Annotated in this window: 15 protein-coding genes; 5 read left to right on the forward strand and 10 right to left on the reverse strand. The window is 43.8% G+C overall.

Translation table 11 applies throughout. The features are described 5' to 3' along the window. Positions 1-170: 170 nt before the first annotated feature. Positions 171-440: a hypothetical protein gene (locus FQ082_RS03965; RefSeq protein ID WP_149492119.1), complete on the reverse strand. Its 270-nt coding sequence runs from the start codon at positions 438-440 to the stop codon at positions 171-173. A gap of 397 nt (positions 441-837) precedes the next feature. Between FQ082_RS03965 and gdhA the strand changes: the two genes are divergently transcribed. Beyond that, entirely contained in the window at positions 838-2,184 is a 1,347-nt protein-coding gene (gdhA, locus tag FQ082_RS03970) for an NADP-specific glutamate dehydrogenase (RefSeq protein ID WP_149492120.1), read from the forward strand. Positions 2,185-2,458: 274 nt separating this feature from the next. On the opposite strand, the gene hutI is transcribed toward gdhA, so the two are convergent. The 5 genes from hutI to hutU all read right to left on the reverse strand — a co-directional run bounded on the left by hutI (position 2,459) and on the right by hutU (position 9,811). Beyond that, complete coding sequence (gene hutI, locus FQ082_RS03975) at positions 2,459-3,796, reverse strand: imidazolonepropionase (RefSeq protein WP_149492121.1); 1,338 nt, start codon at positions 3,794-3,796, stop codon at positions 2,459-2,461. A 77-nt stretch (positions 3,797-3,873) separates the two neighbouring features. Further along, positions 3,874-4,941, reverse strand: a complete 1,068-nt coding sequence (gene hutG / locus FQ082_RS03980; RefSeq protein WP_149492122.1) for a formimidoylglutamase — start codon at positions 4,939-4,941, stop codon at positions 3,874-3,876. 69 nt (positions 4,942-5,010) lie between these two features. Next, on the reverse strand, positions 5,011-6,573 hold the full coding sequence (gene hutH / locus FQ082_RS03985; RefSeq protein WP_149492123.1) for a histidine ammonia-lyase: 1,563 nt from the start codon (positions 6,571-6,573) through the stop codon (positions 5,011-5,013). A 90-nt stretch (positions 6,574-6,663) separates the two neighbouring features. Next, positions 6,664-8,046, reverse strand: a complete 1,383-nt coding sequence (locus tag FQ082_RS03990; protein ID WP_149492124.1) for a YjiH family protein — start codon at positions 8,044-8,046, stop codon at positions 6,664-6,666. Positions 8,047-8,092: 46 nt separating this feature from the next. Further along, entirely contained in the window at positions 8,093-9,811 is a 1,719-nt protein-coding gene (gene hutU / locus FQ082_RS03995; RefSeq protein ID WP_149492125.1) for a urocanate hydratase, read from the reverse strand. 268 nt (positions 9,812-10,079) lie between these two features. On the opposite strand from hutU, the gene FQ082_RS04000 reads away from it, so the two are divergent. From FQ082_RS04000 to FQ082_RS04015, 4 genes are all read left to right on the forward strand, one after another. Then, positions 10,080-10,862 carry a UTRA domain-containing protein gene (locus FQ082_RS04000; RefSeq protein WP_149492126.1) on the forward strand — a complete coding sequence of 261 codons (783 nt, stop codon included), beginning with the start codon at positions 10,080-10,082 and terminating at the stop codon, positions 10,860-10,862. 314 nt (positions 10,863-11,176) lie between these two features. Beyond that, positions 11,177-12,013 (forward strand): amino acid ABC transporter substrate-binding protein, encoded by an 837-nt coding sequence (locus FQ082_RS04005; RefSeq protein WP_149492127.1) that lies wholly within the window; start codon positions 11,177-11,179, stop codon positions 12,011-12,013. Positions 12,014-12,066: 53 nt separating this feature from the next. Further along, complete coding sequence (locus FQ082_RS04010) at positions 12,067-12,750, forward strand: amino acid ABC transporter permease (protein WP_181209871.1); 684 nt, start codon at positions 12,067-12,069, stop codon at positions 12,748-12,750. Positions 12,751-12,823: 73 nt separating this feature from the next. After that, positions 12,824-13,567: an amino acid ABC transporter ATP-binding protein gene (locus FQ082_RS04015; protein WP_011514246.1), complete on the forward strand. Its 744-nt coding sequence runs from the start codon at positions 12,824-12,826 to the stop codon at positions 13,565-13,567. 103 nt (positions 13,568-13,670) lie between these two features. Here the strand turns inward: FQ082_RS04015 and FQ082_RS04020 are convergent, their stop codons facing one another. From FQ082_RS04020 to FQ082_RS04035, 4 genes are all read right to left on the reverse strand, one after another. Continuing rightward, positions 13,671-14,624 (reverse strand): DMT family transporter, encoded by a 954-nt coding sequence (locus FQ082_RS04020; protein WP_149492128.1) that lies wholly within the window; start codon positions 14,622-14,624, stop codon positions 13,671-13,673. A 271-nt stretch (positions 14,625-14,895) separates the two neighbouring features. Beyond that, positions 14,896-15,543 (reverse strand): anthranilate synthase component II, encoded by a 648-nt coding sequence (locus FQ082_RS04025; RefSeq protein ID WP_149492129.1) that lies wholly within the window; start codon positions 15,541-15,543, stop codon positions 14,896-14,898. A gap of 32 nt (positions 15,544-15,575) precedes the next feature. Continuing rightward, positions 15,576-16,994 carry an anthranilate synthase component I family protein gene (locus FQ082_RS04030; protein WP_149492130.1) on the reverse strand — a complete coding sequence of 473 codons (1,419 nt, stop codon included), beginning with the start codon at positions 16,992-16,994 and terminating at the stop codon, positions 15,576-15,578. A 61-nt stretch (positions 16,995-17,055) separates the two neighbouring features. Further along, positions 17,056-17,331 carry a Trp family transcriptional regulator gene (locus FQ082_RS04035; protein ID WP_011514242.1) on the reverse strand — a complete coding sequence of 92 codons (276 nt, stop codon included), beginning with the start codon at positions 17,329-17,331 and terminating at the stop codon, positions 17,056-17,058. Positions 17,332-17,520 lie beyond the last annotated feature (189 nt).

Here is a 17,520-nt window from a genome sequence, read left to right on the forward strand (position 1 = left end):
GGCTATTTCCATCACTTAAATGTGCTAATGACGCATTGCATATAAACAGTGTGCAATGCCTTAAATAATTTTTATAAGACAAGGTACCTATTTTCATTTAAAGTGTTATTGATAAAGCGATTGATAGCTAGATGAGGTATCAAACAGCGTTGATGGTTCTTTAACACCACTTAGCCCATCAATTTCATCAATGCCTCCAAAGCACATTCAATATCTAAGAATATTAAGCCAAGTTTGGCATTCAATTTAGCCCTAATATTCATTGCAGTCTTATAACCTGATGAAGTCATGATCACATAGTTTTTCACACTTTGAATCATGATACGGTCGGTGCTACCACAAGCCAATTCGCGACCAATACGATCACCCAGTGACAATAAAAGCTGCATAGCTCGAATGCGCTCTTCATCGACGTCTTTTGATAGTGCTAATGAAATCATTATTCATTGTTAAAGACAAATGCTTCAATATTTGCTTCAGTCGTCTAAAGCTTTCTGAAGTAATCACCTTTTTTTTAATTATTAAATTTTTACTACGCACTATTTTCAGATATTTTAATGATAAAAACTTATCCATAACTTTTGATGATGCTGATATTTACTAGACGTATACATCAAAAAAATGATATACAGTTGTGAGATAAAAATAGTCTGGGCTTCTTTATCATAATTTAGCGACCCAAACCGTTGGATTCTAATCCCACCAGTTGTCATACCAGATAGCGTATAGCAGCGACATCAATCCTACATCTGTGTTCACCATCCTATCATTTTCGGGTATGCGATAGTGCGCCGGTGTAAATCAGCACGATTACAATTTCTACCCTAAGGAACCTATATGAGTATCAGTCAGGCAATCGAAAAAATCGAAGCACGTTACGCCCATCAACCTGAGTTTATTCAGGCAGTAAAAGAAGTTGCAATCACGATTGCGCCACTATATGACTCTCATCCTGAATATGATGCTTTCAAAGTTTTTGAGCGCTTGGTTGAGCCTGACCGCGTGATGGGTTTCCGTATCAACTGGGAAAACGATAAAGGTGTAGTACAGGTCAATCGCGGCTGGCGTGTCCAATTTAGTAACGCGTTAGGTCCTTATAAAGGTGGTATTAGATTTCATCCAACCGTCAATCAATCGGTTTTAAAATTCTTAGGTTTTGAGCAAATTTTTAAAAATGCCTTGACCGGTTTGCCAATGGGCGGCGCTAAAGGTGGTTCTGATTTTGATCCAAAGGGCAAATCAGACAACGAAATCCGTCGTTTTTGCTATGCTTTCATGCGTGAGCTGCATCCCTATATCAATAAAGATACGGACGTACCGGCAGGTGATATCGGCGTTAGCGGACGCGAAATCAGCTATATGTTTGCCATGTATAAAAACCTAACCCGCGAATACGGCGGTGTATTGACTGGTAAAGGCGTAGGGTTTGGTGGCAGTTTGATGCGTACGGAAGCGACGGGCTATGGCGCGGTTTACTTCTTAGAAAATATGCTAACGGCTCAAGATGAGCGCATAGATGGTAAGCGAGTACTGGTTTCAGGCGCGGGTAACGTCTCTCTACATGCTGCTGAAAAAGCTCATATGCTGGGCGGTGTTGTGGTCACCGTATCTGATTCCCAAGGTACCTTGTATGATGGGGCGGGTCTAAATCAAGAAAAAATCAACTGGTTAAAAGCGCAAAAAGCAAAAAGCCAACCATTAGCAGATTACGTAGCTGTCTATGGCGGTGAATGGTTCGCTGGACAAAAGCCTTGGCATATCAAAGGCGATATCGCTATCCCATCAGCCACGCAAAACGAAGTGAATGAAGACGACGCTAAGCTGATGGTGGAAAACGGCATTAAGTACGTGGTTGAAGGTGCTAATATGCCATTGACTGCAGACGCAATTAATCATATCCGCTTGCACCGTGTGCACTATGCTCCAGGTAAAGCGGCAAATGCAGGAGGCGTAGCAGTATCTGGTCTTGAGATGTCACAGAACTCAGTACGTCAGTACAAAACTTTTGAAGAAATTGATGCGCGTTTAAAAGTTATTATGAAAAATATTCATGACGGCGCTGCAGAAGCCTCAGAAAAATACCATCAAACTGATAAAGGTTATATCGATTATATGACTGGCGCTAATATCGTCGGCTTTAAACGTGTTGCCGATGCCTTAGTTGCTTATGGTATCTTGAACTAAGAGCGGTTTATAGATCATAGTACAGTCGATTCAATTTAAAAAGAATACAGTACTGTTGGGATAAATTTTGCGAAGCCTCTGGAGTGCGAAGCGCACAGCAAGCGAGAGAAATTTATCCCAGCATAATGCTATTCTAAACGTAACTCTTTTATATTGAACTCACTATAAGACATAAGTTGTTAATGTGATAAGTTTCTTTCCTAAACTAAAAGCCCCAATCATTCATTGATTGGGGCTTTTTACGATTTAAAAGAAAATGGTGAGGCTATAAGGTTTAGCGCCATTCACCTTTAGCCATAATACCTTCAATAGGATTTAGCCCCATTTGATAGGCTAAATCAGCAGGGCGAGTGATATCCCAAAGTGCCAAGTCTGCATCACAGCCAACTTCTATACGCCCTTTATGAGCCAGACCTAACGCTTGAGCTGCATGAACCGTTGCCCCTGACAATACTTCTTCAGGGGTCATATAAAATAGCGTACAGCCCATATTCATCGCTAATAGCAGTGAGGTCAGCGGTGAGGTACCTGGATTACAGTCAGTCGAAATTGCCATTGGTACTTGATGTTTACGCAGTTCTTCGATCGGTGGCAACTTGGTATCACGTAGGGTATAAAACGCGCCTGGCAACAGTACAGCCACTGTATTACTTGCTGCCATTTTTTTGATATCGTCTTCTACTAAGTGCTCAAGATGGTCGCTTGATAATCCTTGATATTCAGCAACTAAGGCGCTAGCGCCTATATTTGATAGTTGTTCAGAATGCAGTTTCACCGGTAAGTTTAATGAGCGTGCGACTTCAAAGACGCGCTTAATCTGCTCAGTAGTAAAAGCGATATTTTCACAAAAGCCATCGACTGCATCGACCAAGCCCTCGCTATGCAATATTGGTAACCACTGGCAAACTTGCTCAATATAGTCATCGACACGATCTTTGTATTCAGGTGGTAGGGCATGAGCAGCTAAATAAGTGGTGCTGACATGAATGTTGTGTTTGTCACCGAGTGCGCGGGCAACTTTTAGCATTTTGCGTTCAGTTTCTAAGTCTAGTCCATAACCAGATTTAATCTCGATACTGGTCACACCTTCTTTGATAAGCGCCAGCAGACGTTTTTCACTTTGTGCAAACAATTCTTCGATATTGGCTTCGCGAGTGGAACGAACTGTTGAGACAATACCGCCACCTTGGGCAGCAATATCTTGATAGTTGGCACCATGCAGTCTTGCTTCAAACTCATTGCTACGGTTGCCGCCATAGACGATATGAGTATGGCAATCTATCAATCCAGGCGTTATCCAATGACCATCAGCGTCAGTGATTTGCTGACTTTGATAATGCGTGAGATAGGGTGTTATTTGCGTATGCGCCCCAATCCATGCAATTTTGCGGTCTTTGATGCCAATAGCAGCGTTTTCTAATTGACCATAAGGCGTGCTTTTTGCAGCTGCGGATATACTGTTTTTATTCTCAGCATAAGTATCGAAACCATATTGCGCTGAAAAAGTCGCAAGATTGGCATTGATAATAATATGGTCAAACGTTGTTAAGGCATCCATAGCATCGGTAGTATTGATAGAGTCGGCAAGTATCTGTTCGCTAGAGTTGTTCATAATAAGCTCCTGCTTAATACTGATAATCAGGTAAATATATAAAATTCATTTCTAAAGTTAAACTTATAAGCCTTTATCTATAAATTCAGTAAATGCTGCTCGATAATAGTCGCCAAAAGACGAGCAGCAACTTTGCAGCTACGCGAATCAATATCAAAAGTAGGGTTAATCTCAGCAATATCGGCTACTTTTACCTTACCAGAGGACAAGATAAGTTTGACTGCACGCTCAACGAAACTGAGCTCAATACCGTAGGCGGCTGGCGCACTAACGCCGGGTACGACGCTTGATGGTAAGCAATCCATATCAATGGTTAAATAAATAATATCAACGCTCTCGATAAAATCTGCAATTTGAGCTGCGATTTTCTTCCATTTTTTATTGGTACAATCTTCATCACTGATGATATCCACGCCCAATTGCTCAGCACGATCAAAGAGCGCAGCGGTGTTAGAGAAACGACTGACGCCAATACAACAATAATGAAAGGGTTGATCGTGTGCGTCAAGATGCTCGGCAATTTGTCGAAATGGCGTACCCGAGGTAGCGACATCAGACTGACGAATGTCCAGATGCGCATCAAAATTGATAATGCCAATACGCGGTAGCGCATCTGTATCACTATTAGTGTCTGTCTGCTGTAGAGCTTGCCACAATCCTAAAAAGCTACCATAAGCAATAGCATGACCACCGCCAAGACCGATGGGTAAGCCGCCTTGCTTGATAATCTGGCTTACCTTATCGGCATAATTGAGTTGTGCTTGTTCTAGCATGTTTGCAGCAAAACCATCATGATCATGACAGTGGATATCACCCGCATCACCCAGTAAGGTTGGCAGTTGATTGTCAAAGCGCTGCTGTAGCTCAGCGATGACTGGCAGCGCAGCAAACGCCTGACGAATCAATGGCGGTGCGGCTCTTGCGCCCACACGTCCTTGATTGCGTCTGACACCTTGATCACAGGCAAAGCCAATTAGCCCAATATTTTGATTTTCGTAGGGCTGAGCAAGCTGATACCAATAGCGGGCACGCGCAGTCTCAAATGGCTCTTCACGTCCTGTCCAGCGACTCATATCAGCTACCGTATGGCTCACGGCTTCTGTATGGGTAATCGTGCTTGCTGCTTTATTTGTTAGAGATGTCATTGCCAGCTTCCTTGTATTATTCGCTTTTATACTATTGGCTTTTATCAACCAGTTTTTATCAATCAGCCGTTATTTAGAATCATACCAATTACTACGCAATGACTGCCAATGCTCAGCAAGCGTACCGTCCAATACTAGCTGCTTTGCTGCTTCGATATCAGGGGCTAGGTAGCGGTCTTTATCATAAAAAGTCACTTGCTCGCGTAGTTTCTGATGTGCCACAGTTAAAGGCTCTGAGGTCTCTAATTCGCGATGGAAGTCGATACCTTGACCCGCAGCTAATAGCTCAATACCGATAATGGTGGCAGTATTTTGCGCCATCTCATATAAGCGACGGGCGCAATAAGTTGCCATCGACACATGGTCTTCTTGATTGGCAGAAGTTGGAATGCTGTCGACACTACCGGGATGGGCGATAGATTTATTCTCTGAAGCGAGCGCTGCTGCAGTGACATGGGCGATCATAAAGCCTGAGTTGACCCCAGCATTATCCACTAAGAATGGCGGCAAACCACCTGACAAAGTAGCATCGATTAGTAAAGCGATACGGCGCTCAGACATAGAGCCAATCTCAGCAATGGCCAATGCTAAAATATCAGCAGCAAAAGCCACTGGCTCAGCATGGAAGTTACCTCCAGAGATGGCTACTGGGCCGTCTTCATTGTTAAAGATCAGTGGATTGTCCGTGACGGCATTTGATTCAATCAATAGCGTCTTGCCTGCTTGATTGATGATATCGAGGCAAGCGCCCATCACTTGCGGCTGGCAACGCAGGCAGTAAGGATCTTGTACTCTGTCGTCTTGCTCGCCATCGTGTGAGGCGCGAATGGCACTGCCTTTAATGAGCTGACGGTGCGCTTTGGCGATTTCAATTTGACCATGATGACCACGTACTTCGTGAATACGCGCATCAAATGGCGCATCCGAGCCTTTAGCCGCATCGATAGACAGTGAGCCGACGATGGTTGCCGTCTCAAGCAAATCACGTGCTAAGAAATAACCACGTAGTGCCAGTGCGGTGGATACTTGAGTGCCATTAATCAGGGCAAGACCTTCTTTTGCCGCAAGGGTGATTGGCTCAAGACCATGCTGTGCTAAAGCATCAGCGGCCAGTACTTTTTTACCATCAACATAAACATGACCTTCGCCCATCATCGCCAGTGTCATATGCGATAAAGGTGCGAGATCTCCTGAAGCACCCACTGAGCCTTTGGCAGGGATATTTGGGGTAATTTGGTTATTAATTAAGCCCAGTAAGCTGTCGACCACGGCGCGGCGGACGCCAGAAACACCTTGTGCCAAACTGGTCACCTTCATCACCATAATCAGTCGAACCACGTTTGCTGGTAATGCTTCACCAGTGCCCACCGAGTGAGATACGATAAGATTACGCTGTAGTAGTTCTAACTGATCATCGCTGATACGGGTTTTTGCTAACAGACCAAAACCGGTATTGATACCATAAGCGCTTTTATCACGGCGGATAATCGTTTGTACATCTTCGTGTGAGGCGTATATTGCCTCATAAGCGCTATCAGGCAAGGTTAATATGACGGGCTGCTCATAGATATCGCGTAGTATCTCAAAGCTAAGCTGACGTGGCTGTAGGGTTAATTTTTTGATAGCAGTCATGGTGGTAATCCTAGTGTTAAATGTTATTAGCTATATTTATAATATGGTGGGGTATTGATGTTGTGCTTGTATTAATAGGTGCAATCTATCCTAACTTATCCAACCAAAAGACATTGCCAAATGTCCAAAAGCTGCTGCCAGTAAGATACTAAGTGCTACACGCTGGAACCAAACGATGACCATTTTCCCAACAGAGATAGGAATCTCAGTTGCTAGTACACAAGGAATCATGGCAGAAAAGAACAGCACACTGCTAATAGAGATGACGCCTGCGACATAACGGGTCAACATATCCGCTTCACTGAGCAATAATGCGGGTAAGAACATCTCAGCCAATCCTGCAGACATGCCTTTGGCAGCGACGAGCGGCTCTGGCAAACCGCCTAACCAGGTAAAGGGGTAAAGCAGTAAACCTAAAGCGTCAAATACTGGCGTGTACTTGGCCAATAATAAACCAGTGAGTCCAACGGCGATAATAGAGGGCACAATAGCGGCTGCCATTGTCAAGCCATCACGAAAGTTGGTCCATAGAATCTGTTTAAAATCTGATGCACGGCGTGACGTGGACAAACCTAGCTCATATGCCGCTTTTAAACGCGTGCCTCTTTTGTAGTCTAAATTTGGACGCTCAACCTCATTATCAAACTGACTAATTGGTGGAATACGGGCAGTGATGGCAGTGACGATAAAGGTAATTACCAACGTTGACCAAAAAAACAGATTCCAAAATTCCATCAACCCCAGTGTTTTGGCAACAATTACCATAAACGCGGCTGATACAGTCGAAAAGCCGGTCGCAATGATAATGGCTTCACGCGCAGAATATTGCTTTTGCAGATACACACGATTGGTAATTAACAGCCCAATCGAATAACTGCCAACAAAAGAGGCAACGGCATCAATCGCTGATGCACCCGGCGTTTTCCAGATAGGTTTCATAATCGGCTGCATCAGCACGCCAACCATCTCAAGCAAACCAAAACCCACTAAAAACGCCAGAATCAAAGCCCCAAGCGGCACAATCATACCAACGGGTAGCGCCAGTTTTTCAAATAAAAACGGCAGCATATCTTTTTCCATCATAAAGGCTGGAGCGTTACCAGTGATATACATCACGGCTAATACCAGTCCCAGTACTTTAAAGACAGTTAGGATTTTATGGGTGATGTTTTTACGCCATGAACCATCAATAAACGGTTTGCTTACCCCAAATATCATCAGCATAAATAACAAAGTTACAGATAAAGTATGTTGCTGATTGACCAGATAAGTTGCGCCATGGTCGAACAAAATCGTGCTTTTTTCACCAATGGTAAATGGCACAAAAAACATCACCAAACCGATCATACTAAAGACAATCAGTTGCAGTAAGGCAATGGGTTTTGACAGCAATGTCTCTGGCGTTGTCGTATCGGGCACGGTGTTAGCAACTTGCTCAGTTTTCCCTAGTTGCAGGGTATCTTGCTTGGTCATATTATCTTCCTTGATAAAATCATGTGATCTATGTGTCTATGGAGAATTACTTAATCATAGGAAGATTTAGACCATAATCTTTGGCAGTTTTAATCGCCAGCTCATAACCAGCATCGGCATGACGCATAACGCCAGAACCACAATCGTTGACCAGTACTCGCGCTAAACGCTTAGCTGCGGCATCAGTACCGTCAGCGACGATAACCATGCCAGAGTGCTGCGAGTAGCCCATACCAACACCGCCGCCATGATGTAATGATACCCAAGTAGCACCGCCTGCGACATTGAGCATGCCATTTAATAGTGCCCAATCCGATACCGCATCTGAGCCATCTTTCATACTTTCTGTTTCGCGGTTTGGACTAGCAACAGAGCCGGTATCCAAATGGTCACGACCGATGACGATAGGACCTTTAAGCTCGCCGTTTTTGACCATCTCATTAAAGGCAAGACCTGCTTTATCACGCTCCCCTAGACCTAACCAACAGATACGTGCTGGCAGACCTTGGAACTGAATGCGCTCTTTTGCCATATCAAGCCAGCGATGAATATGTTGGTTTTCAGGGAACAGCTCTTTAATTTTTTGATCGGTTTTATAGATATCTTCTGGATCACCTGATAATGCGACCCAGCGGAAGGGACCTTTGCCTTGGCAAAACAGCGGACGAATATACGCAGGGACAAAACCTGGGAAATTAAAGGCATTTTTTACGCCTTCATCAAACGCCACCTGACGGATATTATTGCCATAATCGGTCGTTGGGATGTCCATTGCCTGCAAGTCTAGCATCGCCTGTACGTGTACGGCACAAGATGCGGCAGCAGCTTTGGTTAAGGTAGCATGTTGCTCTGGGTCTTCTTGTGCCGCTTTCCATTCTTCAACCGTCCAGCTACTTGGTAGATAGCCATTAATCAAATCATGGGCGGAGGTTTGATCGGTGACCAAATCAGGTTTGATTTCGCCTGCATTGGCACGCTTTACCATCTCAGGCAAGATGTCTGCTGCATTACCAAGTAACGCGATAGAAACGGCTTCACCAGCTGCAGTATGTTGCTTAATGAGCTCATAGGCATGGTCAAGATTGTCAGCTTGTTTATCGACGTAGCCCGTACGCAAACGGAAATCAATACTAGATTGTTGGCATTCGATATTTAGAGAAGTTGCGCCAGCAAAGGTTGCAGCTAATGGCTGCGCGCCGCCCATACCACCAAGACCAGCGGTCAAAATCCAACGTCCTGCCCAGCTACCGTCATAATGCTGACGACCAGCTTCGACAAAGGTTTCATAAGTGCCTTGAACGATGCCTTGGGTGCCGATATAAATCCAGCTGCCCGCAGTCATTTGACCGTACATAAACAAGTCTTTACGATCGAGCTCGTTGAAATGCTCCCATGTTGCCCAGCGCGGGACAAGGTTGGAGTTGGCAATCAATACGCGCGGCGCATTTTCATGGGTTTGAAAAACGCCAACTGGTTTGCCAGATTGCACCAATAAGGTTTCATCGTCTTCTAATTCTTTGAGTGACGCTAAAATTTGATCATAGCTTTCCCAATTACGGGCAGCGCGTCCAATACCGCCATAGACGACCAAGCTCTTTGGATTTTCAGCCACATCAGGATGCAGGTTATTTTGTAACATACGATAAGGGGCTTCGGTCAGCCAACTCTTGCAGTGTAGTGTGCTGCCAGTCGGCGCCGCGATATTGCGACTCTCGTCACGGCGAGTATATTCGGGGGTTTTGTTCAATCCATTATCAGTAGTCATGATCATATCCTTGTGATATCTGTTGAGGCAATAGGGTAATCAAAGTGAGTCTTATACGGTCAGTCTGCTAAATTTATTTACACTGCCGTAAAGTTGTATATACAAATTATCAGGAATTATTTTTTCATGCAAGTTTTTTTCTTTGTTGCTGCATTATTTTTGTGAGTGATTAGACAAACAGGCAGCTGCCATATGGTTTTGCTGAGGTTTGTATGATTATCTCGTGTTACTATGACGCTATTCTTATTGGTAAAACTAACGGTTAAAAATGGATACGACAAAGACGATTCCGGCATATCAACGCATTAAAAATGCGATATTGGACAATATTCATTCAGGTAAATGGCAAGCGGGCAATGCGATTTCTACCGAAATGGCGTTGGCAGAAGAGTTTGGTGTCTCTCGTATGACGGTCAACCGTGCTTTAAAGGAATTGAGCGAAGAGCGAGTATTGGAGCGCCGTCAAGGGTCGGGGACGTTTGTTGCGCAGCAGCAGTTTAATCATACGTTTGTAGAAGTGCGTAATATCGCTCAAGATTTAAAGTCTGCCAATCGTGATTATCAAGCAAAAGTTGTCAGTAAGCGTGGCATTACTGCTTCTATGCTCAATGATGAGCTACGGCGTAAATTTGGTCTTGATAAGGCTATTAAATCGTCTGAGTTAAAAGACGCTACTGACATTAGAAGCATCAAGAATATTGATAGCGAAGCCGCTGTTTTATATGAGGTTAAGATCATCCATTTTGCAGATGGTCAGCCGATACAGTTTGAAGAGCGTTGGGTAGATGCTCTAAAGGTTCCAGAGTTTATCGAGCAAGATTTTAGCGTGGTCAATACCAGTGATTATCTCATTGCAAAAAGCCCACTGGAGCGTGGTAGCTATACTATTCGAGCACTAGCCGCACCCGATGAGATTGCAGCGTTACTACAGATTACCGCGCAGTCGCCTACATTGGTACTTTGTCGTCAAACTTACTCAGCGGGTCAAGTACTGACTTTTGTCAAAATGTGGCATGCAGGTGAGCGGTACCAGTTTTCAGGTGAACTATAACAACCTTACGCATATTCACTATTTTTGTACGTTTATTCTTTCTAAATTGCGTTAATATACACATGAGCAAGTGTTTAATGGGCAGATTTAGAATAAGTATTTGTCATAAAATGCCTCAAATTTTCAAGAATAAAATAAAACCAGCATTGAAAAATATGCTGTGTATCCTCAAATTGAGCAGTCACAGTCAAATAATACCAAGCAGATATTTATGATGATATCTGCTTGTTCTTCAGTACGATTTTATTGGCAGGACATATTTTGCTTTATTTGACTCAGTCACTTTTATTTACTCACTATGATAAGGACGTCTTATGAAACGTCGCACGCTTTTAGCCCTTGCCGCAAGTACCGTATTGCTTGCCGCTTGTGGTCAATCACCTACCAATGATGCTGAAACCAAGGCAACTGATACCGCTGCAAGTGGCGGTTCTGATTTGCTACAGCGTATCAATAACGGCGGCACTATCAACGTCGGTACCGAAGGCACTTATCCTCCATTCACTTATCATGATGAGAGCGGCAAACTGACCGGCTATGATGTCGAAGTGACGCGTGCCGTTGCTGACAAACTTGGCGTTAAAGTTGAGTTTCAAGAAACCCAGTGGGATGCAATGCTCGCAGGTTTGGACGCCAAGCGTTTTGATATGGTTGCCAACCAAGTCAGCTTGACCACGCCTGAGCGTTTAGCAAAATATGATAAAGCGCAAGCGTATAGCTGGTCAGGCGCAGTGGTTTTAGCGCCAAAAGATGATAACCGTTATAGCTCGTGGGAGGCTTTAAAAGGTCTGCGTAGTGCTCAGTCCTTGACCAGCAACTATGGTGAGCTTGCAGAGCGTTATCAAGCTGAAGTCATCCCTGTTGATGGTATGGCTCAAGCGATCCAGCTGGTCAAACAAGATCGCGCTGACTTTACCATGAATGACAATCTTGCCATTTTGGATTATCTAAAAAAATTCCCAGATGCAGCGCTTGAGATTAAATTAACGGCCCCTGTCAGTGAGCAAACCGGTTCGGGCTTGGTATTGATAAAAGGTGATGATGAAGTATTGGCAAAATTAGACGAAGCCATGACAGCATTGGCCGCTGATGGAACGCTCACCAAACTGAGCCAAGAATTCTTTGGTGCTGATATAAGTCAACAAAAATAATGCTAGCTTCTATAACGTCAGTGTTAGCAGATTTATTGGCATTATTGCCGTTTATGAGTCCTGATCGGGCGCAGATTGTTATCTCGTCTTTTTGGCCGATGCTTAAAGGCGGTATCTATTATTCGATACCGCTGGCATTGATATCGTTTGCGATCGGTATGGCAATTGCGCTAACCGTGGCACTGATTCGTATCGTGCCGCGTGCTGGTTGGGTTCATGAGATTGTCTATAGACTTGCTCGCATCTATGTGTCTGCCATTCGCGGCACGCCGATGCTGGTACAGCTGTTTATTATCTTTTATGGGTTACCGAGTGTTGGGGTCAAGCTTGATCCTTTTCCGTCAGCGATCATCGCTTTTTCGCTAAATATTGGTGCTTATGCGTCAGAGACGGTGCGCGCATCCATTTTGTCTATTCCAAAAGGACAGTGGGAAGCCGGTTCGACTGTCGGCTTGACGTATTTGCAGACCTTTCGCCATGTTATATTGCCGCAGGCACTGCGCGTCTCCGTACCGCCGCTATCTAATACCTTTATCAGTCTGGTAAAAGATACTTCGCTAGCATCGCTCGTATTGGTGACTGAGCTGTTTAAACAAGCACAGATTATCACCGCGCGGAATTATGAGTTTATGTTGGTCTATATCGAAGCGGCCGTTATCTATTGGGGTATTTGTCTGTTTTTGACCTTTATCCAAGGTAGGCTTGAAACGCGTCTTGATCGTTATGTTGCCAAATAATATCGCTATCAACCCATGATATATTTCTCGCCCCTTTAACCCATGTGTTTTTTAATTTGCAAGTGGACGTCTTATGATTCAAGTCACCAATATTCATAAAGCCTTTGGGAGCAATCAAGTGCTTAAAGGTATCGACTTGACCATCGAAAAGGGCAAAGTGGTGGTCATATTAGGACCATCAGGTTCTGGTAAGACGACGTTTTTGCGGTGTTTGAATGCGCTTGAAATTCCAGATCAAGGTATCATCGCTTTTGATGATGGCAGCCTGACAGTCGATTTTGCCACTAAACCTAAGAAAAAAACCTTACTTGCGCTGCAACGTAAGTCGGGTATGGTGTTTCAATCTTATAATTTATTCCCACATAAGACAGCCATCGAAAACTTAATGCTTGGACCTACGGTGGTACAAGGGCAAAGTAAAGCGCAAGCACGTGAGCAGGCATTAGCATTACTCGATAAAGTGGGTTTGTCTGATAAGGCAGATCTCTATCCGTTTCAGCTATCGGGCGGTCAGCAGCAGCGTATTGGTATTGCTCGTGCATTGGCAATTGAGCCGTCTTTACTGCTATTCGATGAGCCAACGTCTGCGCTTGATCCTGAGCTAGTACAAGATGTGCTTGAAACCATGAAACAGCTGGCATCAGAAGGTTGGACGATGGTTGTTGTTACTCATGAAATAAATTTTGCCCGCGATGTCGCTGATCATGTGGTTTTGATTGAAGATGGTAAAATTGTCGAAGAGGGCAGTGCTAAGCAGTTATTCGAGGACTCTAAGCATCCGCGTACGCAAGCGTTTTTACAGCGTATTGAACAGTAGTAAGCTTGAAAGATGCTAAATAAAAGTCCCAACTATGATGTCATGGTTGGGACTTTTTTCGTTTGATAAAAATGGCTGTAAAGCTATTTAAAATGATTAAAGGCTATCGATAAATCTTTTGCCGTCTTTTTAGCCAACGTGGTACGCGAGTAGTGGTACCATTTAGCACAGCATTAAATAAGGCTGCTAGCAGAATGAGTATGACGCCGACATATTGAATCCAAGATAATGATTGATGCAGTAATAGCGTTGCCAAAGCAATCGCGGTTAGAGGCTCAAAGATAGTAAACACTGATGCACGGGTGGCAGGTAGCTTCTCTAATGCCTTCATATAAAGTGCAAAGGGTACGACGGTTCCAATCAAAGACAATCCTAATGCATAGCCCCAAGTAGATAAGGGTAAGGTTAATAATTGTCCATAAGTGTTATAGGTTTCAGGTAGTAGTAGCAGTATGCCAGCACTGATGATAATAGAGGTAAAAAATACTAAAGGAGCAGGGTGCGCGTCATGCATAGCGCGCTTACCCAATACCCCATATAGGGAATAACATACGCCTGATAATAAACCTAATGCAATACCCCAGTTGACTTGCGCCTGCTCACCTAACATCGTCAAGCCGACACCAAATACTGCCATGAGTGCCAGTAGGGCTGACTGCCGAGTAATGGATTCATTAAGCAAGAATGCTGAAAATAATAAGCTAAAAACGGGCGCAGTATATAGCAAGGCGACTGCAGGACCAGCACCGACATAGATAACGGCAAAAAAATAGCAAACCGACATGCCGAGTACACCAATCAACGACTGTAGTGCCAGTCCGAGCCACTGTTTTGGACGCAACTTTATTAGCTGTGGCCATAGTTTTGGCAACATGACGAGGATAATAAGAGCGGCGGTCACGATACGTAAAATGGTCGTTTGCCAGCCACTAAAGCCGATTTGGTTGAGATAGGTTGAGAATATCCCTAAAGTACCCCAGCAGACAGCGGCTGTAATGATTTGAATGGTGCCTATCCATGACTGCCGTGCTGACATTGCGCTATCGGTATGTGCCATATCGCTCTCTATTTTTATTTGTTACCAGGTTCAAAGAATAAGCGGTCCAAGCCTTCTGGCTGATTACTTAATAATATGCTGAAATAACAAAAGACAACCTGATTAAAGGCTGCCTTTTGTTTGTTCTTTCAGTCTATCATTAAAGCGTTAATTAAGTACTAACACAAGTCAGTTAGACATAAAATGCAATTTATTTGAGTTAGATGCAGGCTTCACTTCAGCTTATTACTCTTTAGAGTCATATCCTCCAAACCAGCTTAAGCATCGTGATTTACACCTGAAGTAAAAAATTCGTCAATAAACGCTTGGCACCTTCGGTCGCAAATGACTCTGGGTGAAACTGCACGCCTTGAATCGGATAGTCTTTGTGCTGCACACCCATTATCTCATCACTAGCCAGCGCCGATTCAGTCAAATCTAAATCATTATGTTCATCATTGGCGACGACAGCTGTGACAGTCAAACAATCCGGTAGCGTGTCTGCTTGTACCATCAATGAGTGATAGCGCATGATTTCTAAATGCTGTGGCAAATCATTATAAATGCCCGCACCATCATGACGAATGGCTGAAACCTTGCCATGCATCGGTACACTTGCGCGTATCACATCACCGCCAAATACATGAGCAATGCCCTGCATGCCTAAGCAAACGCCTAATAGTGGCGTCGTTTTGCCCATCACTTCAATCACTTCGGCACAAATGCCAAAATAGGCAGGATCATCAGGTGACCCAGGACCGGGTGAGATAATAATACGGTCAAGACTCATCGCTTGTACGTCTGCTAAGGTGATTTCATTATTACGCTTGACGATGACATTTGCTTGTTTATCACTGTCCATCGTCTGCAAGATCTCACCGATATATTGGTAAAGGTTAAAGGTAAATGAGTCGTAATTATCGATAATTAAAACATTCATGGGTAGCCAACTCTTTGATAAATTATATGTGGTTATGGGTTCACAAAGCTGTCTAGTACCACTTTCATAGCAGAAAGCTTACGCTGGATTTCTAGATATTCATCAGCAGGATTGGAGTCGTACACATTGCCGCCACAAGTCTGTGCATAGGCCGATTCACCATTGATAAATAAGCTGCGAATAGGAATGGCAAAAATACAATCGCCGTTAAAGTTAAAGGACCCTAATGCGCCGCCATAAGCACCACGACCATCTGGTTCAAGCTCATTAATCACTTTTATCGCTTCAACTTTTGGTGCGCCTGACAATGTGCCAGCAGGGAAGTTGCTGGCAAGTGCGCTAAACATATCCTCATCAGGATGCAGAATACCGACGATTTCAGAGGAGATATGCTGTACGTGTGAGAAGCGTTTGATATCCATCAGATTACGCACTTTTACCGTACCAAATTGTGCGACGCGTCCGATATCATTGCGATGCAGATCGACTAGCATATTGTGCTCGGCAATCTCTTTTGCGTCATTCAGCAGGGCACGCGCAAGTTTGCGATCTTCGGCAACATCAACACCGCGCTTGGCTGTACCTGCGAGCGGATAGGTCTCCATCTCGCCCTGACGCAAGCGAAATAGCAATTCAGGTGAGGCACCGATGATGCATTGCTGAGCAAATTTCATAAAATACATATGCGGTGATGGATTGACCGCACGTAGCTTTTCATAAATTGGCATCTTATCGCCCGCAATACGATATTTGGATTTAAAGCCGACTTCACATTGAAAAATACGCCCAGAGATGATGTCTTCTTTGACTTGCATAACGACTTTAGCATGCTCTTCTTGACTCATACCATCACCTAAAAACTCTACGGTTGGCGGTTTATAACTTGGGATAGGTACATCAAGTAAGGCTTTGATTTGCTCGATGCGATTGTCTTGCTGAGCGGTTGGGTAATAAAAATAGAATATCTCACCGGTCATTTTATCGAGCGTCAAGCCATCTAGATAGACACCAAATTTGAAAGGTTCAAAATCATCGCTTGGCTTGGCATTTAGACTTGGCTCAAAGAAATTGACACAGTCGTAGCCTAGATAGCCGACAAGACCGCCACTTTGCTCACGGGCAATAACGTGCTGCGGAGTAATAGTACGTAGAAGCTGATAAGGATTATCCGTCTGATAATGTTTGGTTTCAGCAGTTTTATTATCGCTAATGGCAAGCGTCGTGCGGTCAATGGCTGCAATAGTCATCACTGGATCAAAACCAATGGCATGGTGACGTGACATATGGCTGTCTTCACCCAAGGATTCGAGCAAATAACAGGTATCGAAAACCCGTTCAATGCGTTTAAATAACGCGAAAAAATCAATATCTTGCGTCAGCTTTATCCGCTGCGGCTTGCTTGGAATATCAATAGTAGCAGGCTGGTCATATTGTAGTGTAGGAGAGGTCATAACGAGGTCCAAAGTAATTCAAATAGGTCTTATAAAATAAATTCAGCTAACATTCTTGGCGTTAATTGTCTTGTCTGTGGGTGGCTAGCAGTGCGCTTACATCGTGAATTTGCATGGCTTTGGCGCCGCGAGAGACCGTTGCGATGCCAACGCCCAACTGTTCGGAGATGTCACGCTGGGTGATGCCACGCTCGAGCAAATCAAAAATACAGATACGATTGGCAATCTCGTGTTGCTCTTTAGTCGTTAGTAGCGCTGTTAATAGCTCATCGATATCATTACTGTCATTGCAATGAGCTAAATGCGTCAACAAGCTACGATAAGGGTCAGTGCTCATAATATTTAATCTTAATAAAAAAGAGGTAAGTGGCTATCTTGTTTCAGTATTCTAGTACAGTAGTACATAAAAAACAAGTAAAGTGATTAATGTTTTAGCATTGCTTGATTAAAGCATTGTTTAAAAATATTAACTTCAGCATAAAAATAAAAAGCCAGCTAATCGTAATGAGCTGGCTTTACTATTAAA

Source organism: Psychrobacter sp. ANT_H56B (assembly GCF_008369245.1).
GTDB lineage: Bacteria > Pseudomonadota > Gammaproteobacteria > Pseudomonadales > Moraxellaceae > Psychrobacter > Psychrobacter cryohalolentis.